The following is a 23,423-nucleotide window of genomic DNA, read 5'->3' on the forward strand; positions in this document are numbered from 1 at the left end:
GCAAGGTGACGGCCATGACTGCTTCCGAAACGCATCCCACCCGTCTCGAGCGAATCATCACCGATGGCGGTGCCGAGGTTGCCGTGCTTACGTTTGCTCACGGACCGCTCAATTTGTTCGATCAGGCGATGTTCGACGCAGTGATCGCGGATATCGCGTCGTTGACGGCTGCGCCGCCGCGCGCGGTGTTGCTGCGGGCCGAGGGCAAAGTCAACTCGGCCGGCGTCGACGTCCATGTTTTCGACGGTTTGACTGCCGAGCAGGGCGCCGAGTTATGGCGCGAGCTTTTTGCGCAGATCTGCCATCCACTCGAGGCACTGCCGTGTCCGGTGGTCTACGCCGCGCATGGGTTGACGCTGACGGCTGCGTTCGAGATTTCGCTGGCCTGCGACATCATTCTCGCCGCGCCCAAGGCGAAGTTCGGTTTGGTGGAGACAGTGGTCGGGTTGACGCCGTCGATGGGTGGGCCGCAACGCCTGGCCGAGCGTGCGGGTTCCGGACGCGCTCGCGAACTGGTGATGACGGGCGATCTGTACGACGCGGCGACGCTTGCATCATGGGGTGTGGTCAATGCCGTTCACGACGATGTCGACGCGGCGGCGCGGGAATTGGTTGCGCGGTTGGCTGACGGGCCGACGCGGGCACATGATGCGACCAAGCAGATCGTGTCGGCGTGGCGTTCCGGCGGTATCGCTCATGCCGATGCGGTGACACCGACAGTGTCGGGGGCGCTGTTCGAGACCGAGGACCTTCGCGGCGCTGTGCGCAGCTTCCTCGATGTAGGTCCAGGAAAGGCCGTCTACACAGGCAAGTAAGCACACGGGTATCGCCAGAGTGCTCCACTACCTGTGACTCACGTCATATAGTCGAATGGCGCGGGTGTGGGTTTGTCACGGTCTGTGGAGGTACAGATGCGGTCGAGGCTTGTGGAGTATCACTGTTCGAATGGGCTGCTCACGGATACGCGGGTCAGTCGGGCGACGGACGGTCTGCTGCGTTACCGGCAGTTGGATCCGTCGTTGTCGGAGTTACTCGACGTTGCGGTGCACCGGTTCGCCGGGCGAACGGCAGTCGAGGAAGTACACGGAGAACAGGTCACCTACGCCGAACTGTGGGCTGAAGCGTCTCGGGTGGCCGGCGGGTTGAAGTCGCGGGGAATCGAGATCGGCGATCGGGTGGCCATCCGGTTTGCGGCCGGCGTTCGGTGGCTGGAAGCGTGCCTCGGAGTCATTCTGGCCGGTGGGGTTCCGGTGTCTCTCGGCATGGCGTGGGGCGACGCGGAGGTTTCCGCGGTGATTGCGGATAGTGGATCGGTGTTGGTGCTCGATGGGGAATTGCCGCACGGGGTTCCGTTCATCGACGACGGTGCTGCGCCGGACGAGTTGGCGGTTCTGGCGTACACGGCGGATCCGTCCGGCGCGATGCTTGGCGTCGAATTGAGCAACGAGAATGTGCTCTCGACAATCGAAGGGCTTCTGCATTCGCGTGACTACGGCGTCGAGGGTGTGCGGAATCTTCTGGTGGACAGCGATTTTCGATCCGTCCGGGAGCTTGTTCATGTGCTCGCCACGTTGGTGATCGGCGGCACCGTTGTTGTGGCGGGTGATTTTTGGCGTGAGTCCGCCCATACCGTCGACATTCTCACCGGGCGCCCCGAGGATCTCCTCGAACCACGATTGCTTGCGGTGGGTCCGGCGGCGCGAGCAGCCTCGCGATCGGTGAAGTGGGTGGACTGCAGTGGGTCTCCGGTAACGGCCGAGCAGGAAGACAAGCTACTGGCGGCGTTTCCGGCCGCTCAGCATGTGATGGGTTGGGGAAAGACCGAGACGTGTGGCGGAGGTCTGATCTTGCCGATCGAATCGGCTTCGACACATTTGGGGAGCGTGGGAATCGCTTTTGGCGGAATGGAAGTCGCGTTGTACGGCCCCGACGCACCGGGGGGATACGGCGAACTGTGGTGCCGCGGGCCGAGTGTCGCGCGTCGGTACTGGAATTCGCCGGAAGTGACGTCGTCGCGTTTCATGCAGGGCTGGTTCTGCACCCATGACACCGCACAGATCGATGCGGAGGGCTTCGTCCGTATTGTCGAACGAAACGCAGCATGAGCATGCGCGGTGTCGAAAGACTACGAGAGGGAGATGCATGGCAGACGAGGTTCTCACCGAGCGGCGTGGGCGGACGCTGATCATCACGATCAACCGGCCCGAGGCACGAAACGCGATCAACGCCGCGGTCAGCCACGGATTGGCAGCAGCTGTCGAAGAACTCGACGGTAACGACGAGTTGTCGTTGGCAGTGCTGACCGGTGCGGGCGGAAATTTCTGTGCCGGTATGGATCTCAAGGCGTTTGTGGCCGGCGAGAACGTGCTGGTTCCGGGCCGCGGTCTCGGTTTCACCGAGGGGCCGCCGCGAAAGCCGATCATTTCGGCGGTCGAGGGCTTTGCCTTGGCAGGCGGCACCGAGTTGGTGCTGGCCACCGATCTGGTGGTTGCCTCTCGCGAAGCCAAGTTCGGTATCCCCGAGGTCAAGCGGGGTCTGGTCGCAGGCGCCGGCGGATTGTTCCGTCTACCCAAGCGCATTCCGTATCAGAAGGCCCTGGAATACGCCTTGACCGGAGACGCTTTCACGGCGGAGGAAGCGCACTCGTACGGTTTGGTGAACACACTGACAGAACCAGGTCAGGCGTTGGACGGTGCGCTGGATCTCGCCGACCGCATCAGCCGTAACGGTCCGCTCGCCGTCACGGTCACCAAAGAGATCATGGTCAAGGCCGCCGGATGGTCGGACGACGAGGCATTTGCCAACCAGATGCAGTTGTTGGCACCGATTTTCGTATCCGAGGACGCACGTGAAGGCGCGACGGCTTTTGCCGAGAAGCGCGCGCCGGTATGGAAGGGTCGGTAACACGACATGGCTACACCAGTTGCCGAATTGCACATGCACATCGAGGGTTCTCTAGAGCCCGAGCAGATCTACCGCCTCGCCGAGCGAAATCGAATGGACTTGCCGTACAAGGACATCGAAGATCTGAAGTCCCGGTACGAGTTCTCGGATCTGCAGTCGTTCCTCGATCTGTACTTTGCCAACATGGCCGTTCTGCGCACAGCCGAGGATTTTGCGGATCTCACGCGGGCGTACTTCCGCCGTGCTGCCGCTGCGGGGGTCTCGCACGCCGAGTTCTTCTTCAACCCGCAAGCGCACGTGGTCCGGGGTGTTCCGTTGACCGAGGTTCTCGACGGAATCATGGACGCCGTTGCATCGAGCGAGCGGGAGTTCGGACTCAGCAGCAGCGCGATTGCCGCGATTCTGCGCGATCAACCCGTCAGAGATGCCGAGGAGATCTTCTCGGAGATCATCCGGTTGCAGGCCCCGATTGTCGGTCTGGGCCTCGATTCTGCGGAGGTGGGTAACCCGCCGTCACTCTTCGAGGACGTGTTTGCGCGGGCTCGCGCCGAGGGGCTTCACGTGGTTGCCCACGCCGGTGAGGAAGGCCCGCCGGAGTACATCTGGCAGGCGCTCGACATCCTCGGTGCAGAACGTATCGACCATGGCGTCCGCGCGCTCGAAGATCCGGCGCTGGTCGAGCGGTTGGTAGACGAGGAGATACCGCTGACGGTCTGCCCGTTGTCGAACGTTCGTCTTCGGGTGTTCGACAAGCTCGAGGATCATCCGTTGCGGACGATGCTCGACCTCGGGCTGATCGTGACGGTCAACTCCGACGATCCGGCATATTTTGGCGGGTACGTCGACGACAACTTCGCCGAACTCGGTCGAGCAATCGGGCTGACCGAGTCCGAACGTGAGACGTTGGCCCGCAATTCCATCAAGGCGTCGTTTGCCAGCGAATCGAGGAAAGCGGAATTGCTGCGTTAGCGAAGCGAACTCAGGCGCCGAGCACTTGGCGTAGGTAGTCGTTGTCGAACACACGATCCGCGTCGTACTTGTCTCGCACAGCAATGAAGTTGTCGAGTTTTGCGTACGTGGGGCGTAGGTCGTCGACGGTCCGGTTGTGCATTTTCCCCCAGTGCGGCCGGCCGTCGACGGCCTTTGCCATCGCTTCGACTGCGGCAAAGTACTCGGTCTCGGACCGGCGGTGATACTGGTGCACGGCGACGTATGCGGTATCGCGTCCGTTGGCGGTGGAAAGCCAGAGGTCGTCAGCGGCGGCAAAACGAACCTCGACGGGGAACGCGACGTTGGTTCGGGTTCGCTCCAGCCACTGATTGATCTCGTGGAGTAGACCTTTGACGTGTTCGACCGGGACGGCGTATTCCATTTCCTTGAACTTCACGCGACGCGGCGATGCAAAGACCCGATAGCTGCGGTCGGTGAATTCCCGGGCGCCGAGCAGGCGTGACGATATCTGGTTGATGGTGGGTATCGCGGCCGGCGCCAGGGTGGCGATGCGGTTGACGCCCTCGAAGAGCGTGTTCGACATGAATTCGTCCTCGACAAAGGTTCGGATCGCGCTGACGGGCTTCAACGGTGTGTCGCCGGGCAGGCGTGTGTTCCGTTTGGTGAGGACCCGATCAGTGTGGGGGAACCAGTAGAACTCGAAGTGGTCGACGGTCCTGCACTCGTCGTCCAGGGTGTCCAAAATGTGGGACAGCGTGTCGGGTTTTTCGATGGCGCGCAATGTGAACCGAGGCGAACACGCGAGGGTGACCTTGGTGATGATGCCGATCGCGCCAAGGCCGATGCGGGCAGCTTCGAACAGTTCCGGATTTTGATCCGCGGACGCGGTGACGATTGCTCCGTCGGCTGTCACGATTTCGAGGCCGTGAATCTGCGTCGCAAGTCCTCCGAACGCGGCGCCGGTTCCATGGGTTCCGGTGCCAAGGGCTCCCGCGAGAGATTGGGCGTCGATGTCGCCGAGGTTGGTCATGGCGTACCCGCGTTGCCATAACGCCTCGTTGAGGGCGCGCAGGCGCGTGCCTGCGAGAACCGTGACCAGCGCCCCGTCGTCGGTGGGGGTGATCGATTCGATCCCGGAGAAGTTGTCGAGGCTGACAAGAACTCCGTCTGTGACCGCCGCACCGGTAAAGGAATGGCCCGCTCCGACTGGCTTCACGTGCCACCCTCGTGTTGCGGCTTCGACGACAAGTGCTGCGAGTTCACGGGTGTTCCGCGGGGTTGCCCATTGTCGTGGTGAAGCCCTCTGAGTGCCCGCCCAGTTCTGCCAGATATCCGAAGCCATTGGACAATCATGTACTTGGACGTTCGTCCAAGCAAGCATTGTGCCTAGTTTTTCCGATCTCCGTTCTAACATCATGGGATGCTCAACAGGCTTCCGGCGGACGAGCGCCGCACACAATTGATCGAATCCGCCATTTCCATTGCCGAACAGCGCGGCGTGAGTTCAGTGACGGTCCGTGCTGTAGCCGAAGAGGCGGGCGTATCGCTCGGCGTAGTTCACTACTGTTTCGAGAGCAAAGAGGAGCTCATCGCCGCGATGGGCGAGACGTTGATTGTTCAGCTCAGCGAATCGCTCCAGCATGCCTTCGGGCAGGTTCGCCACGCGCCTGATCTGACCGGGATCCAAGGGCTGAAGGAACTGCTGCACATCGGGTTGACCGGGATGTGGCCGCTCATCGAGGTGACGCCTGATCGGCAGTTGCTGACCTACGAAATCACCGCGCAAGCTCTGCGTAGCCGCAACCTCGGGGCCGAGCGTGCCGGTGCCGTCGCCAGCGATCAGTACCGGATCATGGACGAGCATGCCATTGCATTTCTCGAAGAATGCGCCACGATTTCCGGAACTGTCTGGACAGAGTCTTTGCAGTCGTTGGCGAGATGGAGTCTGGCGATGATCGACGGATTGGTCTTGCGCTGGCTGGTTGATCGTGATTCCGACGCCACCATTGCGGAATTCGGCGAAATGGTTCAGGTCATCGCCGGCAAGGCGATCGAGGCGCAGCACTGACCCCGTCATGGACATGCGTCCAATTCAGGTGTTGACTTGACCGCGACGCCGCGACGATGGGACACACGTGACCACAACACTGGATCGACTGACATCCGCTACTGCTGATTTCGACCCGCCCCTGGCCGCTCTCGACCTGACAACTCTGCGCAGCAATGCCGCCGATCTGATTCGCCGGGCCGGGGGAACACCAGTGCGCATTGCGAGTAAGTCGGTCCGGTGCCGCGCCGTTCTCGAGGAAACACTGGGCGGTGGGCTCACCGAGCAGGGTGGCTTTCGCGGAATCATGGCCTACTCACTGCGGGAGGCATTGTGGTTGGTCGGTCTCGGCGCCCGCGACATCCTGATGGGATATCCCACCGTGGATCGTGGAGCGTTGGCCGAACTCGCCGGTGATCCGGTTGCGATAACGGCGATCACGCTGATGATCGACGACGACGCTCAGTTCGATGTCATCAGATCAGCTGCGCCCGGCGCTGCGCCGATTCGGGTGTGCCTCGACGTGGACGCGTCCCTGCGGATCGGGCCGATTCACCTGGGGGTACGACGCTCTCCGCTCCGCGAACCGAATGATGTTGCCGCACTGGCTGTGCGTGCGCGGTCCCGTGGATTTTCCGTCGTCGGTGTCATGTTCTACGAAGCGCAGATCGCCGGACTACCGGACACCAGCGCGCCGATCGGCTGGGTCAAGAAGGCCTCCGCCCGGGAACTGTCGCACCGGCGAGGTGCTGTCGTTTCTGCGGTCACGGATGCGGTGGGCACCCTCGAGATCGTGAACAGTGGCGGTACCGGATCACTCGAAGTCAGTTCTGCCGATCCGGTGGTCACCGAGGTGACGGCGGGTTCGGGGCTGTATGTGCCAACACTCTTCGACAGATACCGCGCCTTCCGGCCGGACCCCGCTCTGTTCTTCGCACTCTCCGCGGTTCGCAAGCCGACCCCGAAGGTCACCACCCTCTTCGGCGGTGGATACATAGCTTCCGGCCCCGCCGGCGCCGCGAGGGTTCCGAAACCGATGCGCCCACTTGGTCTGAAATTGCTCCGCAACGAAGGCGCAGGCGAGGTGCAGACGCCGGTCACAGGACGGGTTGCCGGCGACATCGCGATCGGTGACCGAGTGTGGTTCCGCCACGCAAAGGCCGGCGAATTGTGTGAGCGTTTCGACCACGTGAATCTGGTCGATGCCGACGGCACCGCCACCGCGGTACCGACGTATCGCGGCGACGGGCAGTGCTTCGGCTAGCCGGCTGTCAGGCGCATGAAAGCGCCGAGTTCCACCAGTCCCGCCGGCGTGGTCGGCATGTACTGCGTCAGTGCATACGACCGGACGATGATGGCGCACCATTTTCCGCGTGAGACAGCAACATTGAGGCGGTTGCGCGAAAGTAGGAATGACATGCCTCGTGGAACGTCCTCGATTGCGGACGCTGCCATCGACACAATGGCGACTGCCGCTTCACGTCCCTGGAACTTGTCGACGGTACCCACCTCGACATCGGTGAATCCCGCTTCGGTGAGATCGCGCTCGATGGTGCCCACTTGGGCGTTGTAGGGCGCGACCACCAGAATGTCCGCCTCGGTCAGGGGCCGGGTGCCGTCGAACTCGCTGGGATCGGTCCATGGCGTGCCGAGGAGTTCGCGGATCTGCGTCACGATGACGGCAGACTCTTCGGGTGAATACGTCGAGTTGCCGGAATGGTCGACGTACACCGTGTGTACGCCCGCTGCCAGACCGTCGAGTTTCCGTGCAGCGCTTACCGATTCCTGGGACAGCAGCTTGCCCTCGTAGGACAGCGCCGACACCGGCGCGCACAGGTCGGGGTGCATCCGCCACGTCTTTTCGAGGAAGTATCCCAACTCCGGCGGCAGGGCGCCGTGCCCTTCGGCCAGCCAGCCGAGAGCGGATTCGTCAACAGGTTCGGGATGAGTTCCCTGGCTGACCTGCGGCAGTTGTTGCGGATCGCCGAGCAGCAGCAGATTCCGAGCGGAGACGGCAACGGCAACGGTGTTGGCCAGCGCGAACTGTCCGGCTTCGTCGACGACAAGGAGATCGAGGCTGCCAGGGGGCACTCGATCGGTGTTCGCAAAATCCCACGCGGTGCCACCGATGACGCAGCCAGTGGATTCCGCTTCGGACAGGAAGCGGGGGAACTCCTGGGGCGTGATGTCGGTCCACTCCGCAATTCGGCTCCGGCTGCCCTTCTTCGCGACCAGCGCCGGATCGAGGCCGGCCTTGACTATGCCGCCCAGCATGTTCTCCACCACCGAATGCGATTGCGCAACAACACCGATACGCCACTGGTGCTGCTCCACCAGAGCCTTGACCACTCGCGCCCCGGTGTACGTCTTACCGGTGCCGGGTGGGCCCTGCACCGCAACATAGGAGTCGTCCAGATCGAGGACGGCAGCCGTGATCGCGGACGCGTAGTCGTTGCCTTCGCCGACCGGTGGAAGCGCGTCGCCGGACAGGGTTCGAGGCGTGAGTCGACGCAGAATGTCGACCGCCGCGCGGCGCGGCAACCCGGGCAATCCGTCGCAGGCTTCTGATGCCGCTGCAGCGATGGACTTTTCCATCGGCACCGTCGGAATAGGGCGTCCGGGAGCCAACGCAACGGGAGTCTCGGAGAACTCGTCACCTCGGAGTAGTTCCTCGATGGTGACAACGTCGAGATTGCCGGATTTTTCGACCGAGACTATCTTCACGCCGTTGGTGCCGCGCTGCGCCGGATTGTCGCCGGCAACGGCGTCGGGAGAGGGAACGTCGTACAGCGCGAACATGTCGGTGCCGGGGCTCAACGTCGTGCCGGTGCCCAGGGTGCCCGTCAACTGGATGTGTCGTCGCGGCTTCTGCCTGGCGGTGTTCTTGTGCCAGTCTGCTTGAATGTCTGGCACGTCGACCACCATCACGTCACGGACATCGACAAGATCTTCGATGGGGGCCGACAAGCGATCGAAGTGCGCCCACCAGTGCGGCTTTTTCTCTCGGCTGTGGTACCCGACCGCCGCAGCGAGGAGGGCTGCGGCGTGTTGCTCGGCGGTTCGCGTCGGGCCGGCTTTGTGCCCGGCGAATTCACGCAATGCGATTTCGGTTTCGGTGAGGTCTTCGACCGGCAGGGCGATCTGTCCTGTTGGCTGACGCAAGGTGATGTCGTGTTCGGCTGCGCGATCGACCAACCAATTGCGCAGTCGGAGAGTCGATTCGCAGTCGTACTCGTTGTAGTCGGAGATACCTTGCAGCAGTTCACTGGCTTCGTCGTCCTTGCCACGCTCGCGTAGCTCGCAGTAGTCGGAGTACGCAACCACGGACGCCGCGGCATTGACGACGTCGCCGTCGCGGCCGTGTTCCCCCATGTACAGCGGTTCGAGTTTCTTGATGCTGTACGAGCGAGCTCCGATTCGCATGGCCGAGCGAACGAGCGGATACAGATCCACGAGCACACTCTCGCGCAGCAGCGTGTCCACTACCTGCTCGCCCACGCCGTGACGCGCGGCGAGTCGCAAAAGTGCGGACTTCTCGTAGGCCGCGTAGTGATAGACGTGCATGCCCGGATGAGCCTCGCGCCGCGCGGTCACGTAGTCGAGAAAGTCGACGAGCGCTTGGCGTTCACCGGCGCGGTCGTGTGCCCAGAACGGCTTGAACACGTAGTTCTCCGCCGGACCTTCGACGACGCCGAACAGGTACTCCAGCCCCCAGTCGGTGGAACCGTCCTCCGCCCACAGGGGATCACCCTCGAAGTCGAAGAAGATGTCTCCGTCGTCCGGCACGGGTAGCCCCCCGAGCACGGACGCGTTGTAGATGTGGAACTCGGCCTCGCCGGATTGTTCCTGGCGCAACTGCAACGCAGCCTGCGCGCGCAACTTGTCCAGAGTGTCGCGGCGGATACCGTCGACGGGTTCGGTGCTGACGGCCAGTTGATCGATCGACCCGATGCCGGCGGCAATCAACTGCATCCGCTGATTGCCACGGAGACCAGCGACCAGGAGCAGGTCACGATAGTTCTCGACTTCCACGCTGCACGTATCGCACCGTCCGCAGCGCAGGTACCGGCCGTCGAGCCACTCGGCGGGTGTTCCCTCGGCGTGATGTTCGTCGAGAACCTGCTCTAGCTTGGCTCGGCTTGCCGAGAACACCGGCGCGATGTCACCGATGTCGTGGGACGACGTGCTGCCGTCGCCGAGCATCAGATGCACCTGGTCGGAGGCGGCGATTGCGTTGCGGCCCAGCGCGTCCGCATAGGCGGCCAACTGCAGGAGTGCCGATACCTTCGCGTGCCGCGACAGCTTGCTGTCGTACACCGCGTACCGATCGCCCTCGCGCACCAGGAAATCACAGAACCCCAGGAACCGGCCGTCGAAGAATGTTCCCTGGTAGATGACGGGGGCACCGGAGCGTAGGGCTTCGACGGTGGCGAGTGCTGCTTCGGTAAGCCCGGCGCGGGTGTGTTCGGGCCGTTCCATGACAACCACACCGTCGCCGTGTTCGGCGATGAACCGCTCCAACTGTTCGCGCTCGTGGTGTTGACCGAGCGTGGACGTTCGTTCCAGCATCGGATCGGCGTCGACGCCCTCCGCCTTGATCAGCCCGGTCCGCGCGTCGAGTCGCCGCAGTAGGCCGAATTCGCATGTAGCGGCCGCCGAGAGGTCACTGGCGCTGTAGATGATCTGATCATCGAGGAGGAACACAGGGGCGATTGTGCCAGCGATGACCGACAAAACGGCGGGTTGGACATGTCAGGCACGTCGCAATGCCCGTGAGCCAGGCAGAATGTCCACCATGCCCTTTTTTGACGGTCGACGCGGTCAGGTCCATTTTCGGCGGTGGCCCGCTTCCTGCGACGAGTCGCTGGCGATGTCACTGGTGTTCCTGCACGGGCTGGGGCAACACAGCGGTCAGTACCACCGATTTGCGGACGCTCTCACGTCTTCCGGCATCGAGGTCTGGGCGATCGACCACACCGGGCACGGACTGTCCGAAGGGGAACCGGGCGTGGCGGCGCCGTTGTCCGATCTCGCGGCTGATGCCGCGACCTTGGCGGATATCGCCCGCGAAGCGCTACCAGGTATCCCACAGGCGGTCATGGGGCATTCCCTCGGCGCCGTGACCGCGCTGTCGATGCTGACGCATCAGGATCATCATTTTGTGTCGGCTGTCCTGTGTGGAATCCCGCGCAACGCGGTTGCCCAGAGCGGGTGGGCGGACTTGGCCGATTCCGGGATCCCGGTTCTGGTGGTGCACGGCGTCGACGACCGGATGGCACCGATCGAGCCGGTGCGCACCTGGGCGTCGGCACTGCCGAATGTGGAGATGCGGGAATTCGAGGATGCGGGCCACGACCTGTTGCACGAGAAGGTACACACCAGCGTCACTGCCGTGAGCCGCGATTTCCTTCTCGCGCACAGTCGTTGAATCAGGCGAGTGCGTCGAGCACATCCTTGGACGTCACCGGGTGCGAGAACATCGGGTAGTCGTAGGTGATGGCGTTCTCGTGTTCTGCTGCTGAGGTTCCAGCGACGCAGTCGGTGAGAGTGATGACGCGGTAACCGTTTTCGTAGCCGGTGCGCATGGTGGACTCGACACAGCAGTTGGTCAGGAATCCGCCGAGGATGATCGTGCGGATTCCCTTGCTGCGCAGGATGAAATCGAGATTGGTGCTTGCAAAAGTGTCGAGGCCGCGCTTGCCCTCGACGAGGATATCGCCGTCCTGTGGAGTCAGTTCGTCGACGATTGCGGCTCCCCAACTGCCTTTGACAAATGCCTTTCCGTCCACGACGCCCTTGAGGATTCCGTACGGGTGCGAGGTGATCTCGTTGTATCCCTCGGCAAACGTGATCGGCGCGTGCATAACTGTGACGCCGGCGGAGCGAGCGGCCTCGACCAGTGCCGTGGTGTTCGCCAGTAGTCCGGTCGATTCCATCACGGGGGCGACAGCGTCATGAAGGACGCCGCCTTCGGTGGTGAAGTCGTTCTGGTATTCGATGAGCACGACTGCGGTGGTTGCGGGGTCCAACTCGAGCTTTTCGGTCATGTCGACACCTTTGGTTGTGTGTTTCGGGCCACTTCCATTAAACAGTTTGTCTGACAAGCAGGCAAGAGGTAGCGTCGACGACATGGACATAACTCCGCTCTCGCGTATCCCGCTGAGCCTTGCGGTGTCCGGCAGGCTCCGAGACGCGATTCTCGACGGGTCTCTACCGGTCGGCGAGTCCTTGCCAACGGAGCAGGAACTGGCACAGGCTTTTTCGGTGGGCCGCTCCACCGTCCGCGAAGCGCTGCGCGTACTTCAGGCGCAAGGGTTGGTGACCGGTGCCGACACCGTGTCGACAGCGCGTCCCAAGGTGACGCACGAGAACACAGCCGATTCTGCAGCCACGGCGTTGAGCACGGCTGTGCAGGTGGGTGCCGTTCCGCTTCCGGACCTGGTCGAATTGCGGGTGCTCCTCGAAGCCGCGGCACTGCGCGGTGTCCGTGAGGTTCCTGGTGCTGCGCGCGTTGCCATCGAGGAGATGCGTCGCGCCACCGAGAACAACAACGCGTCCGCGTTCCACGACGCGGATGTCGACTTTCACGTCGCCTTGGCGGGTGCCGGTGGGAACCGCGCCTTTGCGCTGGTGATGACGGTTCTGCGCGAGTCTATCGCCGGCTATCTGATGAGTGAACTCGAGGCGGTCGAGGACTCGGCGGCCACTCTCGGGGTACTGCTCGCGGAGCACGAAGCGATCGCCGATGCGATTGCGGCCGGTGAATCCGATTATGCGGCACAGCTTGTCGAGAAGCATGTGCGAGGTTTCTACGAAGGACACTCGAAATGACGACAACGGTGGACATGTTGGGAGACCGACTGCGGGAAGTGCTGGGGGAGAAGGCGACCACGGATCCCGATCGGATGGGCGCCTATACCCGGGACCAATCCTTGCTGACCACCGCCGGTGTTCCGGCGGCTCTGGTCAAGGCAACGTCCGTCGATGATGTCGCCGCGACGATGACGGTTGCCCACGAACTCTCCATTCCGGTCGTGACCCGCGGCGCGGGAACCGGTTTGGCCGGTGCTGCCAATGCTCTCGACGGGTGCATTGTGCTCAGCGTTGCGGGTATGAATCGCATTCTCGACATAGATGCCGCGGCCCGCACGGCAACAGTGGAGCCTGGTGTGATCAACGGCGATCTTGCGGAGGCGGCTCGCGCACAAGGACTTTGGTATGTTCCGGACCCCGGTAGCCGGGCAATCTCGAGTATCGGCGGTAACTTGGCCACCAATGCCGGTGGTATCTGTTGCGCCAAATACGGAGTCACCGGCGACCATGTCGCGGCGCTCACCGCAGTTCTCGCCGACGGTCGCGTGATCCGCACCGGAGCAAAGACTCGCAAGAATGTGGCAGGTCTGGACCTGACCCATCTCCTGGTTGGTTCCGAGGGGACGCTTGCCGTCATCGTCGAAGCCACGATGCGGCTGCGGACCGCGCCCACGGCTGCAACCACGGTTGTTGCGTTCTTCGACTCGGCGGAGAAAGCGATCGAGGCGGTCCTGGCCGTCGCCGCGGTTGCCGAACCGTGTCAGTTGGAGTTGATGGACGCAGTGACCATCGACGCTGTAAACCGCTTCACGAGAATGGGTCTCGACGAATCGGCAGGGGCGATGCTTCTCATTCAGTGCGACGGTAGATCTGCCGTGCAGGAAGCGGCAGACTGCGCGGCGGCCTGCACGCGCGTCGGCGCAACCGAGGTGTTCCACACCGACGATCCCGAGGAAGGTGACGCGTTCACCGCCGCGCGTCGCATGGCGTTGCCGGCGCTCGAGGCGATGGGAACCGTGCTACTCGACGACGTTGCCGTCCCGGTACCGGCGTTGCCCCGAATGCTCGAACGTATCCAGGACGCGGCTGAGCGGCACTCGGTGACCATCGGAACCTTCGGTCATGCGGCAGACGGAAATCTCCATCCCACCATCGTGTTCGACGCCGGGGAAGTGGGCGCGCAGGATCGCGCGCGTGGGGCGTTCGACGACATCGTGCACGCGGCACTCGAACTGGACGGCACGATCAGCGGTGAGCACGGCATCGGAGTTCTCAAGGCGCCGTACATGTCCGACATGATCGGTTCGGTCGAACGTGAGTTGATGCTCTCGGTGAAAGCCGCCTTCGACCCGAGGAACATCCTGAACCCCGGTCGCGGTATCTGAGCAGTCATACAGAAATGGCCCGGTTCGCCAACGATGTGAATCATTGGCGAACCGGGCCACATGCTTGCTGTGAGATCAGGCGTACAGATCCGTGATCGCACCCTTGTGTGCTTCGTGAATGATGTTTCGCTTGAGTTTGAGCGTCGGGGTCAGTTCGCCGCCCTCCTGGGTGAAGTCGACCTCGAGGATCGTGTACTTCTTGATCTGCTCCGGGTTCGAGACCTTCTTGTTCGCGTCCGCGACCGCGGAGTCGATTTCGGCGATCAGATCGGCATTCTTGATCAGATCGGCGATGGGGCTTCCGGCCGGCAGGCCGTTGCGCTCGACCCAACCGGGCAGGGTTTCCAGGTCGAGTGTGATCAGTGCGCCGATGAATGGTTGGCCGTCACCGACCACGAGGCACTGGCTGATCAGAGCGTGAGCGCGGAGTGAATCCTCGAGACCGGCCGGTGCGACGTTCTTTCCGCCTGCGGTGACGATGATTTCTTTCTTGCGCCCGGTGATCGAGACGTAGCCTTCGTTGTCGATCGATCCGAGGTCACCGGTGTGGAACCAGCCGTCGATGATCGACTCTGCAGTGGCCTTCTCGTTGTGCCAGTAGCCGGCAAAGACCACCGGACCCTGCACCAGGAGTTCACCGTCGTCTGCGATGCGAGCGGCATGACCGTTGATCGGCTTGCCCACGGTTCCGACGCGCTGCGCGGCGGAGGTGTTGACCGTGATGGCGGCGCTGGTCTCGGTGAGGCCGTAGCCCTCGTAGATCGGGATGCCGACGCCACGGAAGAAGTGACCCAGGCGGGCTCCGAGTGCAGCGCCGCCGGAGACCGCACGTTCGCAGTCGCCGCCGAGGGCCGCACGCAGCTTCGAGTACACAAGCTTGTCGAACACAGCGTGCTTGAGCTTGAGTGCGATGCCGGGGCCGCCCTTTTCGAGCGCTTCGCTGTACTCGATGGCCGTTGCTGCTGCCTTGTCGAAGATGCTGCCCTTGCCGCCGTCGACTGCCTTCTGGCGTGCCGAGTTGAACACCTTCTCGAATACTCGCGGAACCGAGAGAATGAAGGTCGGCTTGAACACGGCAAACTGCTCGAGGAGTGTCGTGAGGTCCGACGTGTGGCCAACGGTGACCTTGGAGTCGAAGGCGCCGAAGGAGATTGCCCGCGCGAAGACGTGAGCGAGCGGCAGGAACATCAGGGTCTTCTTGCCGGGAACCATGGATTCCGGCATGGCCAGGCGGCACGCGGCGGACTCTGCGTAGAAGTTGGCGTGTGTCAGCTGGACGCCCTTGGGGCGGCCAGTGGTGCCGGAGGTGTAGATCAACGTTGCCGGCGATGCGGCCGTGACCTGGTGACGACGGGTTTCGAGTTCTTCGTCGGTGATTGCGGCACCGCGACTCGTCAGGTCTTCGAGAGCGCCTGATTCGATGACGAGGACCTCACGAAGCGCCGCGGCGGCTTCGGTGACGTCCTTGATGTTTTTGGCGTGATCGGCAGTCTCGACGATCAGCAGAGACGTAGCCGAATCCTCGAGGATCCACTGCGCCTGATCGGGGGAAGAGGTTTCGTAAATGGCGACGGTGCAGCCGCCGGCTGTCCAGATCGCGTAGTCGGTGACAACCCACTCGTAGCGTGTTGCCGAGAGGATAGCGACGCGGTCGCCGAGCTCGACTCCGGACGCGATCAGCCCCTTCGCTACGGCCGAGACCTGCTTGGCGAATTCGGCTGCTGTGACATCGACCCACGCGCCGTTGACGAGTCGCTGGAACGGCACGAATGTGGGGTCTTCGCTGGCGTGCCGGAACACCGAATCCGCCATTGACGCGTTCTCCGGAATTGTGAACGTCTGTGGAACTGAAAACTCACGCACTTTGACCCCTCCAGTGACTACCGATAACTTCGATGTGCATTGCATCACATTAGTCGTTATTTTGCACTGTCGTTACTATTCGGTAGATCCAGTTGGGCCCCGACCAGGGAATTAGTGTTACTCGATGTTGCGGTTTACTTATGCGGCGCGCTCCAACGACCGCCCGTGGATCGACAGCCAGCGCCTGATTGCGTAGTCCAATCTGTCTGAATCCACTCCCAGTTGCTCCGCGGTTGCTGCGAGTATCTCGGCCGCGTCCGTCAGAGGTTCCGTCGTGCCGAGTGTTGTGCTGATGAACGTGTCGGCGGCGGTGCCCAGATCGGTGTGGGGGATACCTGCCAGCATCAGCAGATGTGCCCAGGTGACTTCCGCGTCGTCGCCGCACGCTTCGGTCCACGCTTGCCGGACGGCGTCGAGTGAGTGATCGGAATCAGCGGCGGCGAGAAGATCTTCGACAGAGTTGATGTGCAGGTGATGCAAGCGCTCGGCGACCTGCTGGATGTGTCGTGCCTCGATCGGAACGCCGGTCGCGGTGTATCGACGCTTGTACGAGCCGATCTTGCCGGCCCATTGGTCGGAACTGCCCGCTTCTTCGAAGGTTCGGAGGAGTTCACGTGCGCCGTCGGTCACTGGTAAGGATTCACGAGCTTGCCGGTAGGCGAGGTACCGGTCGACGACGGCAACTTCGCTGTGGCCGCAACTGGACTGCACGGACTCGATGATGCACAGGGCCAGGCTCGCGCGGTAGGCGTCGGAAGCCACCCATGCAGAGGGGTCGCCTAATCGGTCGCGGCATGCTGCTGCGACTACGTCGACGGTATCGGTCGAGATGCTCACGATGTCCTCCAGAAAACTGCCTGTGTCGTTTCTGCTCCACACGGGCTATCGGCACCGAGGCGCAAAATGTTGCACACATCACACAAGTTTTCTGAAAAGTCGAGAAGTTCATCCTTCGAGCAGGTCAACGACCTCGGAGTCGGTCAGCTGATGGAAGTCGTCGAAGGCCGCGCCGACCCCACCGAGTATCGCCGGAACGAAGGGACATATGACGCGGTCGGCCGAATCGGCAAGCAGGCGGATCGATTCCGGTGATGCGACGGGGACGGCAACGATCACTCCCGTTGCACCCTGCGCCCTGGCACATGCCGACGCCACAGCGGCACTCGCTCCCGTCGCCATTCCGTCGTCGACGATGACGGCCGTTCGCCCGCTGAGCGGAACTGCCGGGCGGCCGGCCCGGAGGAGGTGTGCCCGACGCTCGAGTTCTGCTCGCTCGGACTCTTCGACCCGGGCCAGCGCTTGCGGTGATACCCGCTCGGCGGCAATCACGTCGTGGTTGAGTACGCGGGTGTCACCTTCGCCGATGGCACCGAGAGCCAGTTCGGGATTTCGGGGGGAGCCGAGTTTGCGTACTACGAGGATGTCGAGCGGTGCATCCAGCGCCGACGCGACCTCGATCGCGACAGGAACGCCGCCGCGCGGCAGTCCGAGAACGACGGGATCGTGGAGTCGCGCGGCGTCCAGCGACCGGGCGAACATCGCAGCAAGGGCCCGGCCTGCGGCAAATCGGTCTCGGTACTGTGCCATAGCTGTCCTGATTGAGGTGTGACCCCGATACTTCCGACGCTACTCGGTTCTCCCGTCACCGTTCGGTAACTGTGAACCGACGCAGTGAGAGGGCGGGATTCTTTTCGCGTACCTCGTCGATTCGCCTGCGGCTGACCTGCGCGGTCGCCACACCCACCTGCTCGCCGAGAGAGCACAGCACCACACCCATGGGGTCGACGATCATGCTGGCACCGGCGCCGCCGCGGGCGCTTTGATCCGCTGCGGCGATGTACATGGTGTTCTCGATCGCGCGCGCTCGGATCAGCGTGGTCCAGTGGTCTTCCTTCAACGGCCCGGGTACCCACTGCGCCGGTAGGAGCAGGACGTCAGCGCCGGCGTCGACGATCCTGCGGGTGACTTCGGGGAACCGGAGGTCGTAGCAGGTCTGGAGACCGAATGTGAAGCCGTCGCACTGAAAGGTCTGTGGGTCCTCGATCTCGCCAGGCGCGATCACTGCCGATTCGAGGTAGCCGAACGCGTCGTAGAGGTGAAGCTTGCGATACGTGGCAACCAATTCGCCGCGCGGGTCCATCGCGACAAGCGTGTTGGAGATCCTGCTCACGTTGGGCAGACGTTCGTTCATTCCGGCGACGACGAAGATCCCGAACTCCGCGGCAATGGCGGACAGCCCGGTTCCGAAGTCTCCGCCGAGGTCCTCGGCGGACTCGATCAGGCGCTCGTCGCTGCGCGGCGGCGTGAACATCGAGTACTCGGGAGCGACCAGTACTTTTGCACCCTGACCAGCGGCATCGGACGCCAGAGTGCGCAGTGACTTCAGGTTCGCCTCCTTGTTCATGTCGGGGGCGAACTGGGCAACGGCAACGACGGTCCGAGAGGGGCTGTTGGCGGCGTCTTCAGTCATGCTTCTTACGCTAGGCGAAACGCCCGGTGAACGCGGATACACCGGAATAGTTCAGCAGGTCGGTTCTCGTGTCTATACTCCTTCGGCTAAACTGCTGGTCAAATGAGTGATATTGAGCGTGACCCCGAACCCCCAACATTTGCCGACCTCGACATCGATGATCGGGTACTGAAGGCACTGTCTGACGTGGGCTACGAGTCGCCCTCGCCGATCCAGGCTGCCACCATTCCGCCGCTGCTCGAAGGCAAGGACGTCGTCGGACTTGCCCAGACCGGTACCGGTAAGACCGCGGCCTTCGCGGTTCCCGTCCTGTCGCGGATCGACACGTCGATCAAGCAGACGCAGGCACTGGTGCTGGCTCCGACACGTGAGCTCGCGTTGCAGGTTGCCGAGGCATTCGGCAAGTACTCCGCGCACATCCCCGGCCTCAACGTCCTGCCGATCTACGGCGGCCAGAGCTACGGTGTCCAGCTGTCCGGCCTGCGGCGCGGCGCGCACGTTGTGGTCGGTACGCCCGGTCGTGTCATCGACCACCTCGAAAAGGGCACTCTGGACCTGACCAACCTCAAGTACCTCGTTCTCGACGAGGCCGACGAGATGCTCAAGATGGGTTTCCAGGAGGACGTCGAGCGCATCCTCCGCGACACCCCCAGCGAGAAGCAGGTTGCCCTGTTCTCCGCGACGATGCCCGGTTCCATCCGTCGCATCTCGAAGCAGTACCTGAACAACCCGGTCGAGATCACGGTCAAGTCCAAGACCTCGACGGCGTCGAACATCACGCAGCGATACATCCAGGTCGCGCACCAGCGCAAGCTAGACGCGTTGACCCGTGTCCTCGAGGTCGAGGACTTCGAGGCGATGATCATCTTCGTCCGCACCAAGCAGGCCACCGAAGAGCTGGCAGAAAAGCTGCGCGCTCGCGGGCACTCCGCTGCCGCCATCAACGGTGACATCGTGCAGACGCAGCGTGAGCGGACCATCGGTCAGCTCAAGAACGGTGCACTCGACATCCTCGTGGCCACCGACGTCGCTGCGCGTGGTCTGGACGTCGACCGCATCTCGCACGTCGTGAACTACGACATCCCGCACGACACCGAGTCCTACGTCCACCGCATCGGCCGTACGGGTCGCGCCGGACGCCAGGGTGACGCTCTGCTGTTCGTCGCTCCGCGTGAGCGTCATCTGCTCAAGTCCATCGAAAAGGCAACCCGCCAGCCGCTGGCCGAGATGCAGTTGCCCAGCGTCGACGACGTGAACGCGCAGCGTGTTTCCAAGTTCGGTGACTCCATCACCGAGAGCCTGGCATCCGAGAACCTGGCGCTGTTCCGCAAGATGATCGAGGACTACGACCAGGAACACGATGTTCCGCTCATCGACATCGCTGCCGCCTTGGCAGTGCAGTCGCGTGACGGCGACGCCTTCCTGCTCGCTCCCGAGCCGCCGGCACCGCCGCGTCGTGAGCGTGAGCCGCGCGAACCGCGTCCGCCGCGCCGATTCGACGACGGTCCGGCTCCGCGTTCGCGTGGACCCGAGGGCCAGGAGTTGGCGGCGTACCGCATCGCGGTCGGTAAGCGTCATCGCGTAGTGCCGGGTGCCATCGTCGGTGCCATCGCCAACGAGGGCGGCTTGCGTCGCAGCGACTTCGGACACATCAGCATTCGTCCCGATCACTCCATCGTGGAGTTGCCGGCAGATCTGTCCAACGAGACCCTCGAGGCTCTGCGACGGACGCGTATCTCCGGCGTCCTGATCCAGTTGCAGCCTGACTTCGGCCCGCCGCAGGGACGCCCGAGCGGCCGCGGTGGTCGTGACGACCGTGGTGGACGCGACAGTCGTGGTGGCGGACGCGATCGCTACGACAGCTGATCTTCTTCTCGAAAACTAACAGGCGCTGCTCCCCGTTCAAGGGGAGCAGCGCCTGTTTTTTGTAGCCTGTTTCTGTATCAGAGGGTGCTGGGCTCGAGATCGTGGGAATCTTTACTGCCGGTGTTGAATTGGGTTCGGTACAGCTCGGCGTACCGACCGCTGTGAGCGAGCAGTTCGGTGTGCGTTCCGCGCTCGATGATGCGGCCCGCTTCGACAACCAGGATGAGATCGGCCGCGCGAATGGTGGACAGGCGGTGCGCGATCACGACTGCTGTCCGGCCGGCAAGAGCTTCACCGAGTGCTTCCTGAACCGCAGCTTCGGAGGTCGAATCCAGATGGGCGGTGGCTTCGTCGAGGATGACAACGCGAGGTTGGGCGAGCAACAACCGCGCGATGGTCAGGCGTTGACGCTCACCGCCGGATAGTCGATAGCCGCGCTCGCCGACAACCGTGTCGAGTCCTTCCGGCAGTGACGCGACCAGAGCGGTGAGGCGCGCTCGCTCGAGGACCTCGCGGAGTTCGGTCTCGGATGCACCAGGTCGTGCGAGTAGCAGGTTGGACCGGAGACTCTCGTGGAACAGGTGTCCGTCCTGGGTGACCATACCGACGGTTTCGCGAATGGAATCGGAGCTGAGGTCGCGGACGTCGACGCCGGCAAGTTCGACGGAACCCGAATCCACGTCGTAGAGGCGCGGAATCATTTGGGCGATGGTGGATTTACCGGCGCCGGATGTTCCGACGAGCGCAACCATCTGGCCGGCTTCGGTGCGGAAGGACAGGTCATGGAGCACGTTCTCGCCGCCGCGACTGTCGAGGATCGCCACTTCCTCGAGCGATGCGAGGGATACTTTGTCCGCCGACGGATACGCGAACTTCACGTTCTTGAACTCGACGGACACGGGCCCGTCCGGTACAGCGACGGCGTTGGGCTTCTCGGTGATCAACGGCGCGAAATCGAGTATTTCGAAGACTCGCTCGAAACTGACGAGGGCGCTCATGACGTCCATTCGGGCGCTCGCGAGAGCCGTCAGCGGGGAGTACAGCCGAGTCAGCAGCAACGCCATCGAGACAACGGCACCGGCGTCCAACTGCCCGCGCAAGGCGTAGTAGCCGCCGAGACCGTAGACGAGGGCTAGAGCCAAGGCTGAGACGAGTGTCAGGGCCGTGACAAAAACGGACTGAAGCATGGCCGTCCGCACGCCGATGTTGCGCACGCGTCGGGCACGCACCGCGAACTCGACCGACTCTTGTGTCGGGCGTCCGAACAGTTTGACCAGCGTTGCGCCCGGCGCCGAGAAACGCTCGGTCATCTGGGTGCTCATCACCGAATTATGGTTGGCGGCTTCACGATTGAGAGCCGCTAGCCGGGCACCCATGCGCCTGGCCGGAATCACGAAGATCGGCAGGAGCAGTAGTGCGAGGACGGTGATCTGCCAGGAGATGCCGAGCATGACGATCAGCGTGATCACCAGCGTGACCAGATTGCTGACCACTCCGGACAAGGTGTCACTGAACGCGCGTTGGGCGCCGATGACGTCGTTGTTGAGGCGGCTGACCAAAGCTCCCGTGCGCGTGCGGGTGAAGAACGCGATAGGCATTTTCTGGACGTGGTCGAACACCGTGGTCCGCAGGAGCAAGATCAGGTCTTCGCCGATACTCGCGGAGAGCCAGCGTGTCAGCAGTCCGAGTGCGGCTTCGAGAATCGCCACAATCGCGATCAACACCGCCAGGATGACCACAACCTTGACGGCGTCGCCGCCGACTATCGCGTTGACCACCCGGCCTGCCAGGACCGGTGTTGCGACGGCGAGTGCCGCCGTCACCACGCTCAGAAGGAGGTACCAGCTGAGGTTGCGTTTCTGCGGAATCGCGAACGTCGCGATTCTTTTCAGCGTCGCCTTCGAAAAAGGCCGCTTGTCGTCTTGCGCGTGCATCGCGTTGTACATAGCGTTCCACGCGGTGACTTCCATACTCATGTGTCAGGCCCTTCGGTCGCCGGCCACGAAGATTACGCGGCCGGTACGACACGAAGGTAAAACCTCGAGTGTGCTTGAGGTCAAGCCCACTACTTGGCTACGTCTACCACCACACGCGTGGGGTTCGTCAGCAGCGTCACCGAGAATGGCTGCTTTTCCGTTACGCCGACGAACGACTGTGTGACACCTTCGAAGACCGACGACCCGTTGACTTCGGTGACAACTCCACCAGCGATTCCGGGGACGGGGTTCGGGCCGGAGTACTGTTCCACGCCGCTGTCGAACGGGTAGGCGGAACCGTCGATCAGCACCTGGATTATTGCGCCGCCGGCAATCTCCATGGGCTTGCCGCTGCCTTCTTGAACAGCCGCGTCGACGTACTTGACGCGCCATCCGGGGGTTCCGGTTCCACCCATCTCGTACACGACGCGGTCGAAGTTCTCGTGCGAGCCGATCCGGACGTCGGTGACGGTCAGCTTCGATTCTGCGACGGCTGCGGCGGTTTTGTCCGAGCTGTCGGTTGGCGCGGGTTCTGCGGCTGCGGCGCTCGTGGTCGCGGAGACCGAGGTGGTGACGGCGGTCGGTGTGGTCTCTGCGGTCTGTGAGCACGCGGTCAGGCCGGCCCCCACGATGATGGCAGCGATGGCGGCAACTGATTTAGTCCGGTTCGTTGTCATGGTTCGATCGTAGGACTCTCAGTCCGTGGCTCTGCGACGGCGTGCGCGGAGTTACCTAACCGATATCGCCGTCGACGTAGAGCCAGCGGCCGTCGATTCGAGCAAATCTGCTGCGCTCGTGGAGGTTTCCGCGTTCGGTCCCGTAGGAGTAGTGGGCGCGGAATTCGACTGTGCCGTCGGAATCGAACAGGCTTCCGCGCTCGGTGGAAAGAATCTCGAGCCCGGTCCAACGCTGGTGCGGGTCCAGATCCAATGTGGCGGGACGGTGATCGGGATGCCAGGTCCGTTTCAGATAGTCGGTGTCCATGAGGGCAAATGCCGTGTACCTCGAGCGCATGAGAGTTTCAGCGGTCGGTGCGGACGCACCACCCTCGAGATATTTGCCGCAGCAGTCGGCGACGGAATTGCCGGTGCCACACGGGCAGAGTTGGGCGGTAATGGGGCGGCGTGAGGTCACCACCCCATTACAGC

20 protein-coding genes are annotated in these 23,423 nt (G+C 62.9%); 10 read left to right on the forward strand and 10 right to left on the reverse strand.

What is annotated here, in order from left to right:
• Positions 1-14 precede the first annotated feature (14 nt).
• The 4 genes from FEZ60_RS26685 to FEZ60_RS26700 all read left to right on the forward strand — a co-directional run bounded on the left by FEZ60_RS26685 (position 15) and on the right by FEZ60_RS26700 (position 3,873).
• The gene (locus FEZ60_RS26685) at positions 15-815 is read left to right on the forward strand and encodes an enoyl-CoA hydratase/isomerase family protein (protein ID WP_172937456.1); all 801 of its coding nucleotides are present in this window, start codon (positions 15-17) and stop codon (positions 813-815) included.
• A gap of 96 nt (positions 816-911) precedes the next feature.
• Positions 912-2,105: an AMP-binding protein gene (locus FEZ60_RS26690; RefSeq protein WP_033236716.1), complete on the forward strand. Its 1,194-nt coding sequence runs from the start codon at positions 912-914 to the stop codon at positions 2,103-2,105.
• 37 nt (positions 2,106-2,142) lie between these two features.
• A complete protein-coding gene (locus tag FEZ60_RS26695) occupies positions 2,143-2,904 on the forward strand; it encodes a crotonase/enoyl-CoA hydratase family protein (protein WP_045069554.1) in 762 nt (253 codons plus the stop codon).
• A 6-nt stretch (positions 2,905-2,910) separates the two neighbouring features.
• Complete coding sequence (locus tag FEZ60_RS26700; RefSeq protein ID WP_045069556.1) at positions 2,911-3,873, forward strand: adenosine deaminase; 963 nt, start codon at positions 2,911-2,913, stop codon at positions 3,871-3,873.
• Positions 3,874-3,883: 10 nt separating this feature from the next.
• On the opposite strand, the gene FEZ60_RS26705 is transcribed toward FEZ60_RS26700, so the two are convergent.
• On the reverse strand, positions 3,884-5,197 hold the full coding sequence (locus FEZ60_RS26705) for a D-arabinono-1,4-lactone oxidase (RefSeq protein ID WP_172937457.1): 1,314 nt from the start codon (positions 5,195-5,197) through the stop codon (positions 3,884-3,886).
• A 78-nt stretch (positions 5,198-5,275) separates the two neighbouring features.
• Here FEZ60_RS26705 and FEZ60_RS26710 point away from each other — a divergent pair, with 78 nt between their 5' ends.
• Both FEZ60_RS26710 and FEZ60_RS26715 read left to right on the forward strand, forming a co-directional pair.
• Positions 5,276-5,923, forward strand: a complete 648-nt coding sequence (locus FEZ60_RS26710) for a TetR/AcrR family transcriptional regulator (RefSeq protein WP_033236720.1) — start codon at positions 5,276-5,278, stop codon at positions 5,921-5,923.
• Between the two features lie 67 nt (positions 5,924-5,990).
• Positions 5,991-7,166, forward strand: coding sequence for an amino acid deaminase/aldolase (locus tag FEZ60_RS26715; RefSeq protein ID WP_172937458.1), 1,176 nt, complete (start codon positions 5,991-5,993; stop codon positions 7,164-7,166).
• On the opposite strand, the gene FEZ60_RS26720 is transcribed toward FEZ60_RS26715, so the two are convergent.
• Positions 7,163-10,606, reverse strand: a complete 3,444-nt coding sequence (locus FEZ60_RS26720) for a TM0106 family RecB-like putative nuclease (protein ID WP_172937459.1) — start codon at positions 10,604-10,606, stop codon at positions 7,163-7,165. The two genes, FEZ60_RS26715 and FEZ60_RS26720, sit on opposite strands and share 4 nt — an antisense overlap.
• 82 nt (positions 10,607-10,688) lie before the next feature.
• Here FEZ60_RS26720 and FEZ60_RS26725 point away from each other — a divergent pair, with 82 nt between their 5' ends.
• Complete coding sequence (locus FEZ60_RS26725; protein WP_033236722.1) at positions 10,689-11,330, forward strand: alpha/beta fold hydrolase; 642 nt, start codon at positions 10,689-10,691, stop codon at positions 11,328-11,330.
• Position 11,331: 1 nt separating this feature from the next.
• On the opposite strand, the gene FEZ60_RS26730 is transcribed toward FEZ60_RS26725, so the two are convergent.
• A complete protein-coding gene (locus tag FEZ60_RS26730; RefSeq protein WP_141486230.1) occupies positions 11,332-11,949 on the reverse strand; it encodes an isochorismatase family cysteine hydrolase in 618 nt (205 codons plus the stop codon).
• Between the two features lie 82 nt (positions 11,950-12,031).
• Between FEZ60_RS26730 and FEZ60_RS26735 the strand changes: the two genes are divergently transcribed.
• Complete coding sequence (locus FEZ60_RS26735; protein WP_045069564.1) at positions 12,032-12,733, forward strand: GntR family transcriptional regulator; 702 nt, start codon at positions 12,032-12,034, stop codon at positions 12,731-12,733.
• Positions 12,730-14,100: an FAD-linked oxidase C-terminal domain-containing protein gene (locus FEZ60_RS26740; RefSeq protein ID WP_141486228.1), complete on the forward strand. Its 1,371-nt coding sequence runs from the start codon at positions 12,730-12,732 to the stop codon at positions 14,098-14,100. The genes FEZ60_RS26735 and FEZ60_RS26740 overlap by 4 nt, the downstream gene beginning before the upstream one ends.
• A gap of 75 nt (positions 14,101-14,175) precedes the next feature.
• Here the strand turns inward: FEZ60_RS26740 and FEZ60_RS26745 are convergent, their stop codons facing one another.
• The 4 genes from FEZ60_RS26745 to FEZ60_RS26760 all read right to left on the reverse strand — a co-directional run bounded on the left by FEZ60_RS26745 (position 14,176) and on the right by FEZ60_RS26760 (position 18,433).
• Positions 14,176-15,963, reverse strand: coding sequence for a long-chain fatty acid--CoA ligase (locus FEZ60_RS26745; RefSeq protein WP_045069568.1), 1,788 nt, complete (start codon positions 15,961-15,963; stop codon positions 14,176-14,178).
• A 138-nt stretch (positions 15,964-16,101) separates the two neighbouring features.
• On the reverse strand, positions 16,102-16,800 hold the full coding sequence (locus FEZ60_RS26750; protein WP_033236748.1) for a hypothetical protein: 699 nt from the start codon (positions 16,798-16,800) through the stop codon (positions 16,102-16,104).
• A gap of 108 nt (positions 16,801-16,908) precedes the next feature.
• The gene (locus FEZ60_RS26755) at positions 16,909-17,550 is read right to left on the reverse strand and encodes a phosphoribosyltransferase family protein (protein ID WP_045069571.1); all 642 of its coding nucleotides are present in this window, start codon (positions 17,548-17,550) and stop codon (positions 16,909-16,911) included.
• A gap of 55 nt (positions 17,551-17,605) precedes the next feature.
• A complete protein-coding gene (locus FEZ60_RS26760; protein ID WP_092807304.1) occupies positions 17,606-18,433 on the reverse strand; it encodes a carbon-nitrogen hydrolase family protein in 828 nt (275 codons plus the stop codon).
• A 102-nt stretch (positions 18,434-18,535) separates the two neighbouring features.
• Here FEZ60_RS26760 and FEZ60_RS26765 point away from each other — a divergent pair, with 102 nt between their 5' ends.
• Positions 18,536-20,299, forward strand: coding sequence for a DEAD/DEAH box helicase (locus tag FEZ60_RS26765; RefSeq protein ID WP_172937460.1), 1,764 nt, complete (start codon positions 18,536-18,538; stop codon positions 20,297-20,299).
• Between the two features lie 77 nt (positions 20,300-20,376).
• Here the strand turns inward: FEZ60_RS26765 and FEZ60_RS26770 are convergent, their stop codons facing one another.
• From FEZ60_RS26770 to FEZ60_RS26780, 3 genes are all read right to left on the reverse strand, one after another.
• Positions 20,377-22,275, reverse strand: coding sequence for an ABC transporter ATP-binding protein (locus FEZ60_RS26770; protein WP_172937461.1), 1,899 nt, complete (start codon positions 22,273-22,275; stop codon positions 20,377-20,379).
• A gap of 89 nt (positions 22,276-22,364) precedes the next feature.
• Positions 22,365-22,952: a hypothetical protein gene (locus FEZ60_RS26775; RefSeq protein WP_033236731.1), complete on the reverse strand. Its 588-nt coding sequence runs from the start codon at positions 22,950-22,952 to the stop codon at positions 22,365-22,367.
• A 55-nt stretch (positions 22,953-23,007) separates the two neighbouring features.
• Entirely contained in the window at positions 23,008-23,409 is a 402-nt protein-coding gene (locus FEZ60_RS26780) for a YchJ family protein (protein WP_033236749.1), read from the reverse strand.
• Positions 23,410-23,423: the final 14 nt, after the last annotated feature.

Origin of the sequence: Rhodococcus sp. MS16 (assembly GCF_013277795.1) — a bacterium.
GTDB lineage: Bacteria > Actinomycetota > Actinomycetes > Mycobacteriales > Mycobacteriaceae > Rhodococcus_F > Rhodococcus_F globerula.

Bases quoted from the DNA above. Each gene is read 5' to 3' on its own strand.
- FEZ60_RS26685 (WP_172937456.1), top strand. From the start codon at position 15: ATGACTGCTTCCGAAACGCATCCCACCCGTCTCGAGCGAATCATCACC.
- FEZ60_RS26690 (WP_033236716.1), top strand. From the start codon at position 912: ATGCGGTCGAGGCTTGTGGAGTATCACTGTTCGAATGGGCTGCTCACG.
- FEZ60_RS26695 (WP_045069554.1), top strand. From the start codon at position 2,143: ATGGCAGACGAGGTTCTCACCGAGCGGCGTGGGCGGACGCTGATCATC.
- FEZ60_RS26700 (WP_045069556.1), top strand. From the start codon at position 2,911: ATGGCTACACCAGTTGCCGAATTGCACATGCACATCGAGGGTTCTCTA.
- FEZ60_RS26705 (WP_172937457.1), bottom strand. From the start codon at position 5,197: ATGGCTTCGGATATCTGGCAGAACTGGGCGGGCACTCAGAGGGCTTCA.
- FEZ60_RS26710 (WP_033236720.1), top strand. From the start codon at position 5,276: ATGCTCAACAGGCTTCCGGCGGACGAGCGCCGCACACAATTGATCGAA.
- FEZ60_RS26725 (WP_033236722.1), top strand. From the start codon at position 10,689: ATGTCCACCATGCCCTTTTTTGACGGTCGACGCGGTCAGGTCCATTTT.
- FEZ60_RS26730 (WP_141486230.1), bottom strand. From the start codon at position 11,949: ATGACCGAAAAGCTCGAGTTGGACCCCGCAACCACCGCAGTCGTGCTC.
- FEZ60_RS26735 (WP_045069564.1), top strand. From the start codon at position 12,032: ATGGACATAACTCCGCTCTCGCGTATCCCGCTGAGCCTTGCGGTGTCC.
- FEZ60_RS26740 (WP_141486228.1), top strand. From the start codon at position 12,730: ATGACGACAACGGTGGACATGTTGGGAGACCGACTGCGGGAAGTGCTG.
- FEZ60_RS26755 (WP_045069571.1), bottom strand. From the start codon at position 17,550: ATGGCACAGTACCGAGACCGATTTGCCGCAGGCCGGGCCCTTGCTGCG.
- FEZ60_RS26760 (WP_092807304.1), bottom strand. From the start codon at position 18,433: ATGACTGAAGACGCCGCCAACAGCCCCTCTCGGACCGTCGTTGCCGTT.
- FEZ60_RS26765 (WP_172937460.1), top strand. From the start codon at position 18,536: ATGAGTGATATTGAGCGTGACCCCGAACCCCCAACATTTGCCGACCTC.
- FEZ60_RS26770 (WP_172937461.1), bottom strand. From the start codon at position 22,275: ATGAGTATGGAAGTCACCGCGTGGAACGCTATGTACAACGCGATGCAC.
- FEZ60_RS26775 (WP_033236731.1), bottom strand. From the start codon at position 22,952: ATGACAACGAACCGGACTAAATCAGTTGCCGCCATCGCTGCCATCATC.